Source organism: Acinetobacter piscicola, assembly GCF_002233755.1.
Taxonomy (GTDB): Bacteria; Pseudomonadota; Gammaproteobacteria; order Pseudomonadales; family Moraxellaceae; genus Acinetobacter; species Acinetobacter piscicola.
The window spans coordinates 681530-699311 of sequence record NZ_NIFO01000001.1; the positions used below are offsets into that span (position 1 = coordinate 681530).

The following is a 17782-nucleotide window of genomic DNA, read 5'->3' on the forward strand; positions in this document are numbered from 1 at the left end:
TTGATTATTCCTAGTGTGATATCATTTTTTGAAGATAATGATCCAATGCTGCATGGGTGATTTCTCCCATATGTGATTCAACAAGTTGACCTTGAGCATTGAAAAATAATGTACTGGGTAATCCATACATTCCAGTTTTTTGTGCTGTAATACTATTGGCATCCAGTAAAACCCAATTTAAATTTAATGCATGTTGTTGCAAATAAGCTTGGACTGTTGCTGCATCTTCAGATTGATTGATGAAAACAAACTGGACATTTGGATAAGTTCTTTGAGCTTGATTCAATACAGGCATTTCACGGCGACATGGTGGGCACCAGCTTGCCCAAAGATTAATCACGGTTGGTTTACCGGTGAATTGAACCAGTCCAACCTTTTGTTGTTGTAAATTACGAAGACTGACTTTTGGGAATTGTTGGTATTGCAAAATCGTTTGCTTATGAATATAGGTGCCTGAAAGTGAAATCGTAGTAAAAATACTCAATAAAATAACCAAAAATAATTTTTTAAGCTGATGATTTTTCCAAAATATCCATAAAAAAGCGCTGACTATTCCTGAAAAAAGATCAAAGCCTTTGTCCTGAATTTTTATAATTTCAATTAGATGTTGCAGATAAATATCCAAATTTAAGATAACAAATCCAATACGTGCACAGACTAAGCCAATTAAAATTGCAGTCCAAATACTGTCTTTAAAGATAACCCATTGCATGCTGTTGATTGTAAAGCGATGACGAATATATTTTCCAAGTAGTAAGGCAACCGCAATTGCAACGGTGAGGATGATTAATCCCCACGGTAGCATGATTGGGCCTAAATGTATGGCTTGTGCGCTAATCATGGCACAGTTGTTTGTTGATGGAGTTTCGCCACTTGTTGAATCAATTGTGTGGCAGTGAATGTACCTGTAAAACGTAATTCACGAACTTCTTGGCCATTTTCATTTAAAAATAACATGGTTGGAGGGCCTAAAATTTCATGTTGTTTGAGAATGAGGTCTTGTGATTCATTATAAGTGGTTAAATCCAACTGAATTAAAGTGAAATCCTTTAATGCATCTTGTACGTCTACACGAGGAAAGACTTCTTTTTCAATTGGTTGACATGCTACACACCAGTCTGCATAAACATCGATAATGATGGGTTTAGCCAATTGTTTTGCTGAGTTTAAGGCACTTTCAAGCTCATTCGCAGTGGTGACTTTTTGCCATGCGAGGTGCTCTGTTTGGCTATGCTGAATTTGATATGCAGAATAGCTTTGCTGGATATTCCAAACACTGGCAGCAAGGCTAAGCAATGCAATGAGGATTAAAATACTCTTATTAACCACTTTCTCACTGTCACGTAATGCATTGAGCAGATAGATTGCGAGGGCAATACATAAGATTGCGAAGATCGCGTAATACAATGTAGAAGCCAGCATTGGTCGGATAAAATATAAAGCAACCATGAGCATGACAAAACCGAAACTCACTTTAATTCGATCCATCCATTTACCGGGTTTTGGCAGTAATTTTGAACCAAAAACACTGGCTATAAAGAGTGGTAAACCAATACCTAAACCAAGGATAAATAAATATAAACCGCCTAGAAATGCACTTTTCGATTGTGAAACAAATAATAACGCACCCGCCAATGGCGCACTCATACATGGGCCTACGATCAGTGCTGATAATGCACCCATCGCAATAGCACCAAAAATCGTACCTGCTTTTTGATTATTTTGTAGATTGTTGAGCTTTTGACTCAGTGCTTGAGGTAGATTAAGTTGGTATAAGCCAAATAGGTTGAGTGCTAAAACCACAAAGAGAATAGCAAATAGTGAAACAATCCAAGGACTTTGAAACCAACGTTGAAAACTATAACCAATTTCAGCAACCACAATTCCCATAATCGCATAGACAACAGCCATACTGACAACAAAACTCAGTGCGATCACAACTGCTTTATAGCCTTTGGCACGCTGAATAATGATGCCCGAAAGGATGGGAATAAGAGGCAATGAGCAGGGCAAGAACGCAAGTAAAATGCCTAGACCGAAAAAGATGAATAAATTTAAAATTAATGAATCTTTAGATAGTAGCTTAAAGAAAGATTGATCATCATTCCATTGTAATGACGTTGTATTGTTAGTTTTACTATCTTCAACAGCTTTGGCATCAGTTTGAATGGTATTTGTAATGACAGTGCTTGAGTCTGTAGACTCATTTGCAATGGCTTCGCTGCTTGAACTTGTTGCAGAATTTTCTAAATTTTTGGCTTTATTTTCAGTTAAAATTTTCTGCTGTTGATTAACGGCTAAATCCGTTGCACTATCGGAATTTTGTTTATTCAACGTGTTTTGTGCTGTTGTATCTGTGGATGGTTTAAGTAATGAGTCTGCGCTGTTATTAAGTAAATTTTTAGTTGCAGTATTACTTTGTGGAAAGAGTCCGTCTGCATCGGTACGGATAGTTTTGCGTTGTAAGGGATAGCATAGGCCATCCGCTGAGCAGCCTTGATACATGACTAAATAGTTTGAATTGGGTTTAACCTGAATTTGGCTAGTGACTTGGTCATAATGAACTTCCGTTTTACCGAAAGTTGGATCATCTTTTATATGACCTTTGGGTAGGCTGAGCGCAATATTTTTGTTATTTACACTGACTTTAAATTGATCATGGTAAAGATAATAATGAGGTGCAATCTTCCATTTGAGTTGTGCTTTATTCGCAGTAATTGATTCGGCAGACAGCTGAAAGGCTTGATCTGGTGGTAAAAAATCGGCATTCGCTAAAGCAACCGTATTCACTGTATTAAAAGCCAATACAGAAATGCTCAACGCATTGAACAATTTTTGCAGCTTCATAATTCCCAATCTTGGTTTCATTTAAAGTCATTATCCATAATTTCAGATTAAGAGAACATTAATCTGAGTTTTTCTTTGTAGAATAGTGTACTGAGTGTTTGGGGAGTGTGCATGTTTATTTTACTGGTAGAAGATGATCCGTATATTGCAAAAAGTATTTGTCTGTCTCTACAACATCTGAATTTTTCAGTTGAGCATGTGACCACAGCCAAAGATGCAGATTATTTTGTTAAAAATACTGCGGTGGATTTATGTCTTTTAGATTTGGGTTTACCTGATCAAGATGGATTGGTGTTACTTAAAAATTGGCGTGATCAACATATTCCAGTACCTGTTTTAGTTTTAACGGCACGTAATAAAACCCAGCAGTGTGTCGATGCATTGAATTATGGTGCAGATGACTATCTTACTAAACCTTTTGAATTATCAGAACTTATTGCCAGAATTCACGCATTGGCAAGGCGTCATCGTGGGTTTGCATCGAATCAGATTCAACAAGGAAATTTAAAAATAGACAGGGCAACTCAGCAGGTGTTTTTGCAAGATCAAGTGTTGAATTTATCTAGGCGGGAATACACATTGCTCGAAATTTTTATGATGCATCCAAATCAAGTGCTAAAGAATGAAATATTGATCGATAAGGTTTATGGTTTCCAAGACAATATTGAAAGTAATGCATTAAACGTTCATATTTTCCACTTAAGGCAGAAAATAGGTGCGCAGTTTATTCAAACGGTTCGAGGTGTTGGATATTTGTTTCATGTTGCGCTAGATGTGTGATGTTTAAATTATGAAAAATTATAGTTTGAAATGGCGGTTAGTTCTGAGCATTACCTGCGCTTTTATTCTCGTATGGGCGGTTGCTTTTGCTTGGTTGTATTTCAATTTAGAAAAGAAAATGACGGAAACGCTTGATGAGCGTCTGTCGGCTTCAGCACATATGGTGGCTCGTTTACTCAGTCAAATTCCTGCTGAACAATTAGTCAAGTCTGCAAAACCGATGGTCTCAGAGTTGAGCCAGCAAAATCTAATCGCTTGCGAAGTCACATATTTTGGTTCAGATGTCATTATTAATCATCAAGTTGTGGCACGTACCAAAGGTGCACCTGATGGATTGGCGAATCGAGCTGAGGGTTTCAGCACATGGATTCAAAATGGTACAGAATGGCGCAGTTTTGTACTTAAAAAAGATCAATTACAAGTGGTTGCTGCCGAAAAAATTATCCTTAGAAATTCATTGCTTACTGAAATTCTTCAATCGATTTTATATCCACTTATTTTGACTTTGATTCTTTGTATTATTTTAATTTTATGGATTGTTAAAGCTGAGTTTAAGCCGATTGAAAAAGTCACCCAATCATTGAATAAGCATCAACTAAATGAGACGCACGAACTTGAGTTTTTATCCAATCTAAAGGTTGAAAGTATTCCCAATGAAATTCAACCCTTTATTGAAAATATGATTGAATTGGTTACACGTTTAAAAGAAAGTTTAGACAATGAAAAGAATTTTAGCGCTTATGCAGCACATGAGTTGAGAAGTCCTTTAACTGCAATCAAAACCAATGTGCAATTGAGTAAAATGATTGCTACACAACAGCAAGAAAATGGACAGAATACTGAAATTATTCATATTCTTACAGATGCTGAAAATAGTATTCTACGTTACCAAAATTTATTAGAGCAATTATTAATTTTAAGTCAAACAGAACATCAACAGAGTTTATCTATTGAACCAACCGATTTAAACAGATTAGTGCATGATGTTTTGACCCAGCTACAACCGCATTATCCTGAAATTTATAGCCAAATTGATTTAGATGAAGATTCATTTACTGTAATTGATATGTCATATACCGCGATGATGATTGTATTGCGAAATATTATTGAGAATAGCTTTAAGCATTCGAAAAATTTGAATCAGCAGAACCCACAAAAAATTAAGATTTTTCAAAAAGGACAACAGCTTTATATTCAAGATTTTGGTATCGGCTTAGATCAACAAGAATTAGCTTTGGCGACGAAAAGATTTTGGCGTAAGGATTCTTTACAGCAAGGTTATGGTTTAGGCTTAGCTTTGAGCCAAATCTTGTTAGAACAACAAAATTTTCAGCTTAAATTTGAACAAAGTCAACCACAGGGTTTAACGGTGATTATCAATTTTCAACCACATTGATCCACAATTGTAAATACTACCCATGATGAATACATCCAAATAAAAATAACTTTACATCAGTCATTTGATTGAATGATCGTTAGATGACTGATGATTCAATATGATCACCTTTAAGTTTGATTACTTTGAAGAAAAAGCAAGGTAGAATTGTGCTTTAGATTCAATTTTTGAAAAGGAACTGTGCGTCGTTATGAATTATAAAAGATCCTCAGTGATGGAAGAAAAGATGCAGCAAAATCGTGAGATGATTTTAAAATCTGCACGTGAGTTAGTTGCACAAGGAGGATTCAAAGATGCACAAATTCAAGCGATTGCAGATCGAGCAGGGATTTCGAGTGGTTTGGTTTATCGTTATTTTGAAAATAAGAATCAAGTGTTGATTGAAGTATTAAATGCAGCGATTCATATTGAAGTCAGTATTTTAAATGATATTGCACATACTGAGCAGACTGCTATAGAGAAATTACATCGGGCTGTAACCACTTTTGTCAAAAGAGCAATGAATAGTCCACGTTTATCCTATTCTTTATTGTTTGAACCTGTCGATCCTACATTCGAATTGGAACGTTTCCAAAGTAAGCAGTTGATCAAAGAAAGTATTATCAAAATACTCACGGAAGGACGACATTCAGGTGAGTTTATTTTTGAAGATTTGAATACTACAGCACTTTGTATCGTCGGTGCGATGACATTTGTGGTCATTGAGCCTTTAAGTATTGCAAAAACCAAGATGTTTGATCAGACTTATAAAGAGTATTTTGTTAAACAAATTGCTGATTTTTGCCTACAAGCGGTTAAAGTAAAACATCATTTAAATTAGTCTTGTACCAAACGGTTTGTAAAATAAAATTTTATAAATTCAAATTGTTAAAGATAATAATCATGTTTAAGTTCAATATAAGCAGTGCAAATAGAGATTAAAGCATGGCGAAAGATTTTAACAATCTCATGGTTGTTGATGGGTACGATGAACATATCCGTAAACTTATTCCGGGCTATGAACTCATTCATTTACAAGTACATGCATTACTAGAAACTTATTTAAACCTACATGCACATATTTTGATTGTCGGTTGCGGAACAGGTTATGAGTTACAATATTTATTAGAACAATTTCCTACATGGACTTTTACTGCAATTGACCCTGCGCGCAATATGCTTGAAAAGGCACAAAATCATATTCAAACACTCGCATTATCAGATCGTGTCAATTTTATTCATGGTGACACTTCGATTCTCAATTCAAGCCATGAAAAGTTTGATGCAGCACTTGCGATATTGGTTTTACATTTTGTTCCTATTGAAAATAAAGCTACTTTTTTTCAAGAGATTGTTGCGAGTTTAAAAGCAAAAGGGATATGTATAAGCGTTGATTTAACTCAAATTGAGATTCAGGAAGAATTAAAAATATTAAAAAGTATGGCTTTAAAAACAGGGCTTTCAGAAAAACAAAGCCAAACCATGATTGAACGTTTAAAGCAAGATTTTCACTTAATCAGTGCTCATGAAATATTAGCGCTCTATCATCAAATAGGTTTAGAACAGACAAAAATTTTTACTCAAGTGCTCAATTATTATGGTTTTATTGGGTTTAAAGTGTAAAAGACTGAACGTTTATTTCAGTCTTTTACAGCGTGCTAATGTTTTGCAATCTAGCAATTAAGAAAGTTATTGAGCTTCTTGCGGCAAATTCATTTCATATAAATGTGCGAATGAAGTCAGTAAACTGAGTGCCTCATCAGATTGATGAATATGAATGGCTTGATTTTCAATAGAGATTAATCGCTCAGCAACAAAGTATTCTAAAAGTTGATCAATTTCAGCTTGAACTTCCGAACCGTCCCATTTTAAATAAAATTGTTTTTGAATATGAACATAATGCTCAAAAATCAGATCAAGTAATTGATTTTGTTCAATAGTGAGCTGCTCTTGCTGTGATCGATTCTTCAATATACTGGCGATCAAAGCAGGCAAAATAAAGGTATGGATAATATTATTACTAAAATATTTTAGAAGCGCAGCTTGTGTATCTGCAACTTTGATCCAACGCTCATTATCATGTTCAATAAATTCAACTTGTTTAAGTTTCAATGCATATTGAATAATTTCATGGTTTGAAAGTGCTGTAATTTTCATTCGATCATCATAACGATGATATTGAAGTAAATTACGGAATTGTTCTAAGCGCAATAGTACCTCACGCTCTGAAAGTGCATGTGTCGGTGCATTTAATAAAACCAAAGAAATTAAACTCACAGGATTTATTACCACTGCTTTGTTAATATTTTCAAGGATTTCATTTGCGACATCATTAATTGACGTTTTTACAGATTCAGGTAGTTCATCTTGTAATGCAACATGCTTAGGCGCTTGATTCTTATTTAAAATATCATTTAAAAATACAGGCTCACCAAAGTTGACATGCACAACACCAAAAACTTTTTCAATCTTTTGAATAGATTTTAATAAACCAAATAGAGATTCAGCTTGTTTTTTCTGTCCACCTAACTCTTTGATATACGAAGAACCTTCCATAAGTTTTTCATAACCGAAATACGTTGGAATAAACACAATCGGTTTACTATTGCCACGTAAATGACTCTGAATGGTCATGGCCAGCATACCTTTTTTAGCAGGCAATAATAATCCAGTGCGAGAACGACCACCTTCAATAAAATATTCTAAAGGCGTATTTCGGCTGAGTAAGCTATAAATATATTCTTTAAATACAGAAGTATAAAGTGCATTACCATTAAAACTACGGCGAATAAAATAAGCACCTGCACCGCGCATCAATTGTCCGACTACAGGCATATTTAAATTAATTCCTGCTGCAATATGTGGCACCATCAAGCCACGCTTATAGATCACAAAGGACAATAATAAATAGTCGATATGGCTACGATGGCAAGGGGTGTAAACGATTTCATAGTCTTTAGCAAGCTCACGAACAGTATCAAAATGATGAACCTCAATGCCATCATAGAGTTGAGTCCATAATTTGGTCAGTGCAATTTCACCAAAGCGTAAAGTCGAATATGAAAAATCTGAAACGATTTCATCTAAATAACCACGTGCCAAAGTTTCCGCAGCATTGACACTGATTTTTTTATGAATACTTTCTGTGAGAATGGCTTGTTTAATGGCTTCGCTCGTCATCAATTTGTTAATCACATTGCGACGATCTGATATGTCTGGCCCTAAAATCGCTTCTTTATATTGATAAAACGATTTATTTAACTCTGTCACTACAAAGTGAGCAGGTGCAAAGTTTGGTGCAATTTCAAGTGAACTATTAATTAAACTTCTGAGAGAAATAGCTTGATGAAATTCGATATAATTTTCACGACCATATAACGTGATATTAATTGCTTGCTTAATGCCTGTCGGTTTTGTCCAAGCATCTGCCATCAGTGCTTTATACCAGCTGTCTTCGTTTTCAGGTGCACGACCCCATAAAATCGTGACAGGAACCAATAAAACATCAGCTTCAGGGTGTTTAAGCAGATATTCCACTAAGCGAATTAATTTATCTGGATAATAGGCTGAAGCATTGGATTTAGTGGCTTCAAGCGTTAAGAAAGAGTCATCTTCTTGGTAATCGCCTATCGTTAAAGGCGCAAATGCAGGGCTTAAATTTCTTTTCTCAGTTTCATTATCAATCAATACTTTGTTTGATGTTGAATCATCTTGAATAACATAGCATATCGGAAAAGCATTTGACGTATCACTATTCACTGTATTTTCAAGTGCTTGTGTATCACCCAAAATTTGTGGGGAAACAATTTTATCTAGAATTTTTTTGGTGAATTGACGATAAAATTTTTGATAAGCATTTGTTGCCATGTGATTCTCAAAATATTTTTAATAAGGTTATTATGCTTTAAATCTTATACAGATGTGCAAGCAGATTTGATGACAAATCAGTCAAACAGTTGAATAATAAACTAAGTTTATGATTAATAGGTATAAACATTTCACTTTTGTATATAACTAAATAATGTCAGTTCGAGATAAACTCTGATGTAAGCTATTGAGAAGATTGATCAGGTACAGCGGAGTCTTATCGTTTAAAGTCAAATGTAAGGATTAACCTTCGGTTCGGCCTACTTTTCTTTCGGGAAAAGTAGGCAAAACCATTTGTCAGTCGCGAACTCGACAGATACCATCAAGTACCTAATATATTGCAAAAACAGTATATTGTAGATGTAGCCCGGCCTCGAACAATGCGACTGACGTTTCCGCGTATCATATAGTTGGGAATATATCTTATCCCGAACTCAGATTAAATATTTTTAGAGAATATCAAACATTCACAAAAAAGCGCTATGATAGGATCGATATTACTTACTTAAAAATTCAAGGAAAGACTATGGCGACAGATCCAAACTTCCCGAAAACAGAAAATCTTGGTATTGCAGTATATAGCAATAATGCAGAGGCAATTGGCAATACACCTTTGGTACGAATCAATCGTTTGATTACAGGTGGCGCTACGGTTTTAGCGAAAATTGAAAGTCGTAATCCTGCATTTTCAGTTAAAGACCGTATCGGCGCTGCTTTAATCGCAGATGCGGAAGAAAAAGGTTTGCTTAAAAAAGGCATGCACATTGTAGAACCGACCAGTGGTAATACAGGCATCGCATTGGCATTTGTGGCAGCAGCAAAAGGTTATGATATTACATTAACCATGCCTGCAAGTATGAGTATCGAACGCCGTAAAGTGCTGAAAGCATTGGGAGCTACTCTTATTTTAACTGAGCCTGCAAAAGGCATGAAAGGTGCTGTTGATGAGGCTTCTCGTTTAGCAACAGAGCAACCTGAAAAATATTATTTACCGCAACAGTTTGAAAACCCAGCCAATCCTAAAATCCATGAGACGACTACGGGCCCTGAAATCTGGGCGGCTACAGGTGGCAAGGTCGATATTCTCGTTGCAGGCGTGGGTACGGGTGGGACGATTTCAGGTATTTCAAGTTACTTTGAAAATGTGAAGAATCAACCTATTTATTCTGTTGCTGTAGAACCAGCAGACTCACCAATCATTGGTCAGACTAAACGTGGCGAGACTTTAACACCGGGGCCACATAAAATTCAGGGTATTGGCGCAAACTTCATTCCTAAAAATTTAGATTTGGATTTAGTCGACGAAGTGATTGCGATTGGAAATCAAGAAGCAATTGATTTTGCACGTCAAAGTGCAATTCAAGAAGGTATTTTTGTCGGAATTTCTAGTGGCGCTGCTTTAGCTGCTGCATCTCAATTGGCTGCGCGTCCTGAAAATGCAGGAAAAACCATTGTGGTGGTACTTCCAGATGCAGGTGAACGTTATTTATCTTCAGTCTTGTTTGAAGACATTTCAGCAGACTAAACTTACAACAGGCTAACTGAATAAAAGTGTAGATCAGTAAAAGCTTAGAATATCTGTATGAATAACAGACCTATCAACTTCTAGACATTTAGAAGATGATAGGTCTTTTAGTATTTAAACCTAACGTCAGTTCGGGATAAATTTTGATGTAAGTTGTTGAAAAGATAGATCAGGCACAGCGGAGTCTTACCGTTTAAAGTCAGATGTAAGGATTAACCGTCGGTTCGACCTGAGAGGTATTACCTCGCAAGGCTTTCGGGAAAAGTAGGCAAAACCATTTGTCAGTCGCCAACTCGGCAGATACTATCAACTACCTAATATATTGCAAAAACAGTATATTACAGATCTTACGGAATATATTCCTCATGCCTCGAACAATGCGACTGACGTTTCTGCGTATCATATGGTTGGGAATATATCTTATCTCGAACTCAGGTTAAACCTAGTTGTATTTAGATTTAGAGTCGTATTAATTGATCATTAAACAACAAAATCATTGTTTTAGATTGGCTAAAAATAATAAATAACTCTTCGCTACTTTGCTTGGTGATTCCAACATTGGTAAATGGCCTGTATTTTCCATAATGATGATTTGCGACTGTGGCATCAATGTTTTGATTGTTGCTGTGGTTTTTACATCAAGCAGTTTATCTTCTTTACCCCAAATGACCAGTGTTGGAGTTTTGACAGTTTTTGCACGTTCCTCAATTGGATCTGCGACAAGTTGAGCTGAAATTTTACGCTCCAAAGTTGCATTTTTGATACTGTCTTGAGCAAATTCTCTCAGCATCATTTTTGGAACAAAAGGAGGATTCGTCATCACCACATCATAGAGTTTTATATAATCTTCTTCATTTTCAATAATCAGCGGATTTTTTCCCGTTCCAAAGTTTGTAAAAATAGGCATTCTTGGAACACTCCAAAAACCACCAGAATCAATTAACAATAAGCTTTTGACTTGATTGGGATATTTCGCTGCAAATGCGATGGAAATATGTCCGCCCATAGAGCTACCACCCAGATGAATTTGTTGTAAATGTAATTGTGTAATGAATTGATGCAGTCGAGTGGCTTGGGTATCTGAATCGTATTGTGCATTGTCAATTCTACTCGATTCTCCAAAACCTACGATATCTGGAAGAATGACGTGATATTTATCAGTGAGCTTACGTACAAAACGGGTAAAGTTATCTTTATTTGCACCAAAACCATGTAATAAAATAATAGTTTCATGCTTTGGATCACCCGCTTCAAGGTAGACTATTTGCTCCCCAGTGCTCAACACAATTTGTTTCTTTTCTAAGCCTGAAACTTTGCGTTCAAGATTAACCGCAAACTGAGTCGTATTTTGTGTATTAAATTGGGCACATGCAGTTAAGCCAAACATCAATATGCAGAGCACAATGAAAATATTGCGATAAAAGCGTTTCTTATTCATTTTTATTCCTACAAATATTAAACCCAGACAAGAAACTGAAAGGATTTTTTATTGAAAATATATTGTCAATTTTAAAGTGCGTAATCTAGCACGTTTTAATGTTTTGTAGGGGCTTACTTGAATAGTGGAGAATTTATTTGATAGCCGTTCATATTTCTTTAGGTTCCAAAATCAATAAATGATGGAACAGGATAGATATTGATTTAAAAATCAAATAGGTTCAATAATATCAAATGATTAAACGTTGTATAACGCTAAGGTTTTATTATGGCAATTTATTTAATTCGTCATGCAGAAAGTGTCGGCAATGTAAATGGGCGGACTGCATCACATGCGAGTATTGAACTGACAATCGAAGGGCATGAACAAGCAAGAAAACTTGCCACTCAATTACCATATGCAGATCATGTGTATATTTCATCATTTATAAGAACAAAACAAACAGCACATATAAGAACAAAACAAACAGCACAACCGATTCTTGATCGTGATCAGCGCGAGCCTGAAATACTTTCAATTGAAGAATTTTCTTATTTGTCTGATTCACGTTGTCAAAATACGACATTAGAAGAAAGAAAACCGTGGGTAGATCGTTATTGGAATGCTTTAGATGTGGATTATATAGATGGAAATGATGCTGAGTCTTTTCACGCATTTTATCAACGGGTTATTACTTTTAAACAACATCTTTTCACTATTCAATCCAACTTTGTGGATAGAAATTTAATGGTTTTTAGTCATGGTCAATTTTTAAAACTTTTTAAAATGTTGAATGAGCAAGAAAGAGCATTATCCGCATCATTGATGTCAGATTTTAGATATGAAATGTTGCACCATCCTATTCAAAATACAGAATATTTTATTTTCAATCAATAAAATTCAAAATTGGAAGATGCATGATCATTCACTTATTTTAATTATTCAAAGAGCGTGCCCATGCTTTTTTGAATAATAATTTTTGAAGTCAGCTCGGCTTTAGATCGAACTTCTAATTTTTTCATTAAATTGGCTTTATGAACTTCTACGGTGCGATGTGATAAATTGAGTTTTCGTGCAATTTCTTTACATGTAAATCCGTTTACGATCAATTGGGTGATTTCAGACTCACGTTGTGTGAGCTTTTGTTTAGAAGTCGGGGCTTGGTCTTTGCGCTCAAAATGCCACACCATCAATTTAAATGGATCTTCAGGGGTTAGGGTTCTACCATGGGTATGTGTCCAAAATAGTTCTCCATTGCGATGCTGCATAAAGCGTTGGTCTGAATAAAACTGACTTTGCTTTTTGAGTAAACTCTGCAAAGCATCATTTCCTACTTTTTCATAGTCTTCGATACTCGGAAATATTTTAACGATTGAGTGATCGACCAGTTCTTCACGTGTATAGCCGAACAAATTGGCAAAAGCTGGATTCATTTCAACCATGTGCCGATAGCTGAGTACAACGATTGGTGCAGGGCAATATTCAAAAGCGAGTTGGTTATAATCCATAATAAGCATCCATTCTTAATATAAGAATAAATATAATGGAATGGCATAAAATAACAAGTATTAAAATATTTTAAAATTCATATTTTTTGGTTTTGATCTATATAAAATATACACTTTAGATTAACTAAAAGATTAAGTACTTAAGTATAAAATTATTTTACTTTAGTCTAATGAATTTTGATTAATTGTTATAAATTATTGTTTATTAAATAAAAATAAAATAATTAAACTACTTAAGTAATTAAGTATATTGACTGTTTTTTGTAGATGATACAAATTAAGACCAAAGATAATTTGTATTTATTCTTTATTGATAAAGTTTAAAGATAATTTATTTATTATAGTCAGTCTACTTAGCTAAATAAGGAAAGAGCATTAAGTTATTATATTTGAAAATTAGGATTGATTTTTAAATAGATGATTCTGTGACTGAAATTCTAAAAATGGAAGAGGTGTATTATGGATAAGATACAAGGATCGAACCCTCAGAAAGGAAAGTCTTCACATCGACTGGCTGGTGTTTCCAGTATGGTGGGTACAACCATTGAATGGTATGACTTTTTTATTTATGGTGCAGCGGCAGCGCTCATTTTCAACAAATTATTTTTCCCCAATCTTGATCCATTAACAGGTGTATTAGCTGCTTTTGCAACCTATGCAGTTGGTTTTATTGGTCGTCCGCTTGGTGGCATCATTTTCGGACACTTTGGCGATAAAATTGGTCGTAAGTCAATGTTGTTACTGACTTTGGTCATGATGGGGATTCCAACGGTTCTTATTGGTTTATTGCCTACGTATGAAAGTATTGGTTATTGGGCAACCTTCTTTTTAGTCATTCTACGTTTTGTGCAAGGTATGGCCATGGGCGGCGAGTGGGGCGGTGCTGTTTTGATGGCGGTTGAACATGCGCCAGAAGGCGGTAAAGGTTTTTGGGGCAGTTTACCACAAGCAAGTGCTGGTGGCGGTTTAATGCTCGCGTCTTTGGCACTGGGAGCAGTGTCTTTATTGCCTGAACAAGCATTGTTTAGTTGGGGCTGGAGATTACCATTCTTAGCCAGTATTTTACTGTTGGCTGTCGGTTGGTATATTCGTGTAAAAGTGCCTGAGTCTCCAGATTTTGAAAAAGTGAAAGATCAAGCTCAGGAAATTAAAGTACCTGCATTACAAGTATTTAAAAACCATCCACGTGAATTAATAACGATTATTCTTGCACGTGCTGCTGAAAATGCATGGTTCTATATCGCTTCAACATTTGCCTTGGCTTATACCACGACACAATTGGGTATTCCACGCTCTGATATTTTATTTGCAACGATTTGTGGTGCATTTTTAATCATGATCATGACGCCGTTATGTGGACATTTATCAGACAAAGTCGGGCAACGTAATATGTTCATGTTTGGACTATTTATTCTCGCACTTTACTGTTACCCATTCTTTAGCATGTTAAATACCAAAGATCCTGTATTGGTTTGGACTGCAATTGTATTGGCGATTGGTGTGGTATTCCCAATCATGTATGCACCTCAATCACAGCTTTTCGCAAGACAGTTCCCTGCGGAAATCCGTTATAGCGGTATTTCAATCTCAGTACAGTTCGCAGGTGTGTTGGGCGGTGGTATTGCACCTTTGATCGCAACTAAATTGCTCAGTATCGGTCACGGTAGTCCTTATTTAATCACTATTTATATAGGCAGTATGGCTGTGATTGCAATCTTTTGTACTTTCTTTATGAAGCGTGATGAAAAGTCTTTGTTGAGTAAACAATATCTACAAAAAGAAGTTGGGGAATCTTAAAGCTAACTTCTTTAAATCCAAACATTTAAATCAAGCATTATTCAATTTAGCGACATTTAACCTCAGGTATTGATATGAATATTTCCTTTATTGGTCTCGGAAATATGGGACTTCCTATGGCCAAAAATCTGCTCGAAGCACAGTTTAATGTGACTGGCTCAGATTTGTCCCAAGCAGCTTTAGAACAGTTTAAAAGTTACGGTGGCACAGTTGCTCAAGATCAACAACAACTTGTGGAAAATGCAGATGTGATCATCACCATGCTGCCAAGTTCTGAAAGCATGAAAAACTTCTTTTTAGGTTCAGAAGGAATTTTAAAGCAGTTAAAGCCTAAGACCTTAATTATTGATTGTTCTTCTATCGCTGCATCCGTCAGTCGTGAAGTTGCATTGGCTGCTGAGTCTTATGCCGTTGATATTGTTGATGCACCCGTTTCAGGCGGTATTTTGGCAGCGCAAGCAGGGACATTAACTTTTATGGTGGGTGGTTCTCATGAGCAGTTTGAAAGCGCTAAACCAGTTCTTGAAAAAATGGGTAAAAACATTTTTCATGCAGGCGAACATGGTGCAGGCCAAATTGCAAAAGCGTGTAACAACATGCTGCTGGCCATCAATATGATTGGTACAAGCGAAGCTTTGAATTTAGCAATACAACATGGGCTTGACCCGAAAGTTATTTCAGAAATTATTCAAAACAGTTCGGGGGCGAATTGGTGTGTTGAAAAATACAATCCCGTTCCAGACGTTTTAGAAAATGTACCTTCAAGCAAAGGATATGTTGCAGGCTTTATGACCGATTTAATGCTCAAAGATTTAGGGCTTTCTATGACAGCAGCCTCTGAAGTCAGTGCGACTGTCACTATGGGTGAACTCGCAAAAGATATTTATCGTTCGCATAGCCAAAATGGTCATGGGAAAACAGATTTTAGTAGCATTTTTAATTTAATTTCACAAACTTCATAAGGAAAATGAACATGAATAATATGATCGGACATTTTATTTCAGGACAGCACATTACACAGACTCAAAATTCTGGTCCAGTTTTTAATCCATCTACGGGTGAAGAAATTGCGCGTTGTGCTTATGCAGATGTTGCTGTAGTCGATCAAGCTGTTCAGGCTGCAACATCTACGAATGCGAAAAAATGGGCAAAGGCTTCACATGCAACACGTTTGCAAGTTTTATTTAAACTGCGTGAATTGATGATTGCGAAAACGGATGATCTTGCAGAAATTATTGGTCGTGAGCATGGCAAAACCATAGCAGATGCAAAAGGCGAAATAGGTCGCGCGGTCGAAGGGATTGAATTTGCATGTAATGCCCCACAAGTCACCAAAGGCGAATATGCGCGTAATGTTGCAGGTGATATTGATGTGTTTTCAGTACGTGTCCCTGTGGGTGTGGTTGGTTGTATTACACCGTTTAATTTTCCAATTATGATTCCTGCTGTGATGATGGCAATGGCAGTTTCAGTTGGAAATAGTATCGTTTGGAAGCCTTCAGAAAAAGTACCTTCAGCTGCATTATTCTTTGCAGATTTGTGGAAAGAAGCAGGGCTTCCAGACGATGTATTCAATATTGTTCAAGGTGATAAAGTTGCAGTAGATGCAATGTTAGAACATCCAGATATTGCAGCCATTAGTTTTGTCGGTTCAACGCATATTGGTGAATATGTCTACCAAAAAGGTACATCACACAATAAACGAGTTGCATCATTCACAGGCGGCAAAAACCATATGGTGGTGATGCCTGATGCAGATTTGGAAGCTGCTGCGAATGCTTTTGTATCGGCAGGTTTTGGTTCGGCGAGTCAACGCTGTATGGCTGTTTCATTGCTCGTTCCTGTTGGTGAAGAAACGGCAAATCAATTACGTACACTCATTATTGAAAAAACAAAGGCATTGAAAATAGGGGCTTACAACGACCCAACAGCAGATTTTGGCGCAGTCATTTCAGCACAATCACAGCAATCTGTTTTGAAAGCAATTGATCAATGTGTAGCAGATGGTGCAGAGCTGTTGTTGGATGGTCGTGCATATGAGCATCCACAGTATAAAAATGGTTATTACATTGGGCCGACTTTATTTGATTATATTTCTACAGATATGGATTTTTATAAGCAGGAAGTGTTTGGCCCAGCGCGTGGTATTTTACGTGTAAATAGTTTAGATGAAGCAATTCTCGTGACCAATAGTCATGAGTTTGGTAATGGGTCTGTGATTTTTACCCGTGATGGAAAAACAGCACATCGTTTCTTTATGGAAGTTGAATCAGGGATGATCGGTGTGAATGTTCCTGTTCCTTTACCAGTAAGTTATTTTAACTTTGGTGGGTTACGCCGCTCTAAATTTGGTGAGTCACATTTATATGGCCCAGATGCAGCACGTTTTTATACCAAGTTAAAAACGGTATCTCAAAAATGGCCTGAGCCAGAAGAAAGTGACCAAGCAATCTCATTGGCTTTTAAAATCACTTAATTCTGAATAACGTCAGTTCGGGATAAACTTTGATGCAAGTTATTGAAAAGATAGATCAGGCACAACGGAGTCTTACCATTTAAAGTTAGATGCAAGGATTAACCTTCGGTTCGACCTACTTTTCTTTCGGGAAAAGTAGGCAAAACCATTTGTCAGTCGCCAACTCGACAGATATCTTCAAGTACCTAAT

14 protein-coding genes are annotated in these 17782 nt (G+C 36.2%); 9 read left to right on the plus strand and 5 right to left on the minus strand.

Annotated elements, in window-relative coordinates:
- Positions 1-10 precede the first annotated feature (10 nt).
- A complete protein-coding gene (locus tag CDA10_RS08140) occupies positions 11-841 on the minus strand; it encodes a TlpA disulfide reductase family protein (protein WP_089605100.1) in 831 nt (276 codons plus the stop codon).
- Positions 838-2868, minus strand: coding sequence for a protein-disulfide reductase DsbD (dsbD, locus tag CDA10_RS08145; RefSeq protein WP_089605101.1), 2031 nt, complete (start codon positions 2866-2868; stop codon positions 838-840). Before dsbD ends, CDA10_RS08140 begins: the two co-directional genes overlap by 4 nt.
- Before the next feature lie 90 nt (positions 2869-2958).
- Here dsbD and CDA10_RS08150 point away from each other — a divergent pair, with 90 nt between their 5' ends.
- From CDA10_RS08150 to CDA10_RS08165, 4 genes are all read left to right on the plus strand, one after another.
- Positions 2959-3627: a response regulator gene (locus tag CDA10_RS08150; RefSeq protein ID WP_089605102.1), complete on the plus strand. Its 669-nt coding sequence runs from the start codon at positions 2959-2961 to the stop codon at positions 3625-3627.
- Between the two features lie 10 nt (positions 3628-3637).
- The gene (locus tag CDA10_RS08155; protein ID WP_228704604.1) at positions 3638-5023 is read left to right on the plus strand and encodes a sensor histidine kinase; all 1386 of its coding nucleotides are present in this window, start codon (positions 3638-3640) and stop codon (positions 5021-5023) included.
- Positions 5024-5213: 190 nt separating this feature from the next.
- Entirely contained in the window at positions 5214-5843 is a 630-nt protein-coding gene (locus tag CDA10_RS08160; RefSeq protein ID WP_167374954.1) for a TetR/AcrR family transcriptional regulator, read from the plus strand.
- A 104-nt stretch (positions 5844-5947) separates the two neighbouring features.
- Entirely contained in the window at positions 5948-6625 is a 678-nt protein-coding gene (locus CDA10_RS08165) for a class I SAM-dependent methyltransferase (protein ID WP_089605105.1), read from the plus strand.
- 66 nt (positions 6626-6691) lie between these two features.
- On the opposite strand, the gene plsB is transcribed toward CDA10_RS08165, so the two are convergent.
- Positions 6692-8869 (minus strand): glycerol-3-phosphate 1-O-acyltransferase PlsB, encoded by a 2178-nt coding sequence (gene plsB / locus CDA10_RS08170; protein WP_089605106.1) that lies wholly within the window; start codon positions 8867-8869, stop codon positions 6692-6694.
- A 526-nt stretch (positions 8870-9395) separates the two neighbouring features.
- On the opposite strand from plsB, the gene cysK reads away from it, so the two are divergent.
- Positions 9396-10394, plus strand: coding sequence for a cysteine synthase A (gene cysK / locus CDA10_RS08175; protein ID WP_089605107.1), 999 nt, complete (start codon positions 9396-9398; stop codon positions 10392-10394).
- Between the two features lie 493 nt (positions 10395-10887).
- Here the strand turns inward: cysK and CDA10_RS08180 are convergent, their stop codons facing one another.
- The gene (locus CDA10_RS08180; protein WP_089605108.1) at positions 10888-11832 is read right to left on the minus strand and encodes an alpha/beta fold hydrolase; all 945 of its coding nucleotides are present in this window, start codon (positions 11830-11832) and stop codon (positions 10888-10890) included.
- 267 nt (positions 11833-12099) lie between these two features.
- On the opposite strand from CDA10_RS08180, the gene CDA10_RS08185 reads away from it, so the two are divergent.
- The gene (locus CDA10_RS08185) at positions 12100-12708 is read left to right on the plus strand and encodes a histidine phosphatase family protein (RefSeq protein WP_089605109.1); all 609 of its coding nucleotides are present in this window, start codon (positions 12100-12102) and stop codon (positions 12706-12708) included.
- A gap of 41 nt (positions 12709-12749) precedes the next feature.
- On the opposite strand, the gene CDA10_RS08190 is transcribed toward CDA10_RS08185, so the two are convergent.
- Positions 12750-13319 (minus strand): LuxR C-terminal-related transcriptional regulator, encoded by a 570-nt coding sequence (locus CDA10_RS08190; protein ID WP_089605110.1) that lies wholly within the window; start codon positions 13317-13319, stop codon positions 12750-12752.
- Between the two features lie 459 nt (positions 13320-13778).
- On the opposite strand from CDA10_RS08190, the gene CDA10_RS08195 reads away from it, so the two are divergent.
- The 3 genes from CDA10_RS08195 (at position 13779) to CDA10_RS08205 (ending at position 17592) form a co-directional block, all read left to right on the plus strand.
- The gene (locus CDA10_RS08195) at positions 13779-15116 is read left to right on the plus strand and encodes an MFS transporter (RefSeq protein ID WP_089605111.1); all 1338 of its coding nucleotides are present in this window, start codon (positions 13779-13781) and stop codon (positions 15114-15116) included.
- A gap of 74 nt (positions 15117-15190) precedes the next feature.
- Positions 15191-16078: a 3-hydroxyisobutyrate dehydrogenase gene (gene mmsB / locus CDA10_RS08200; RefSeq protein WP_171333955.1), complete on the plus strand. Its 888-nt coding sequence runs from the start codon at positions 15191-15193 to the stop codon at positions 16076-16078.
- Between the two features lie 11 nt (positions 16079-16089).
- Positions 16090-17592: a CoA-acylating methylmalonate-semialdehyde dehydrogenase gene (locus CDA10_RS08205; RefSeq protein ID WP_089605113.1), complete on the plus strand. Its 1503-nt coding sequence runs from the start codon at positions 16090-16092 to the stop codon at positions 17590-17592.
- The last annotated feature ends 190 nt before the right edge of the window (positions 17593-17782 follow it).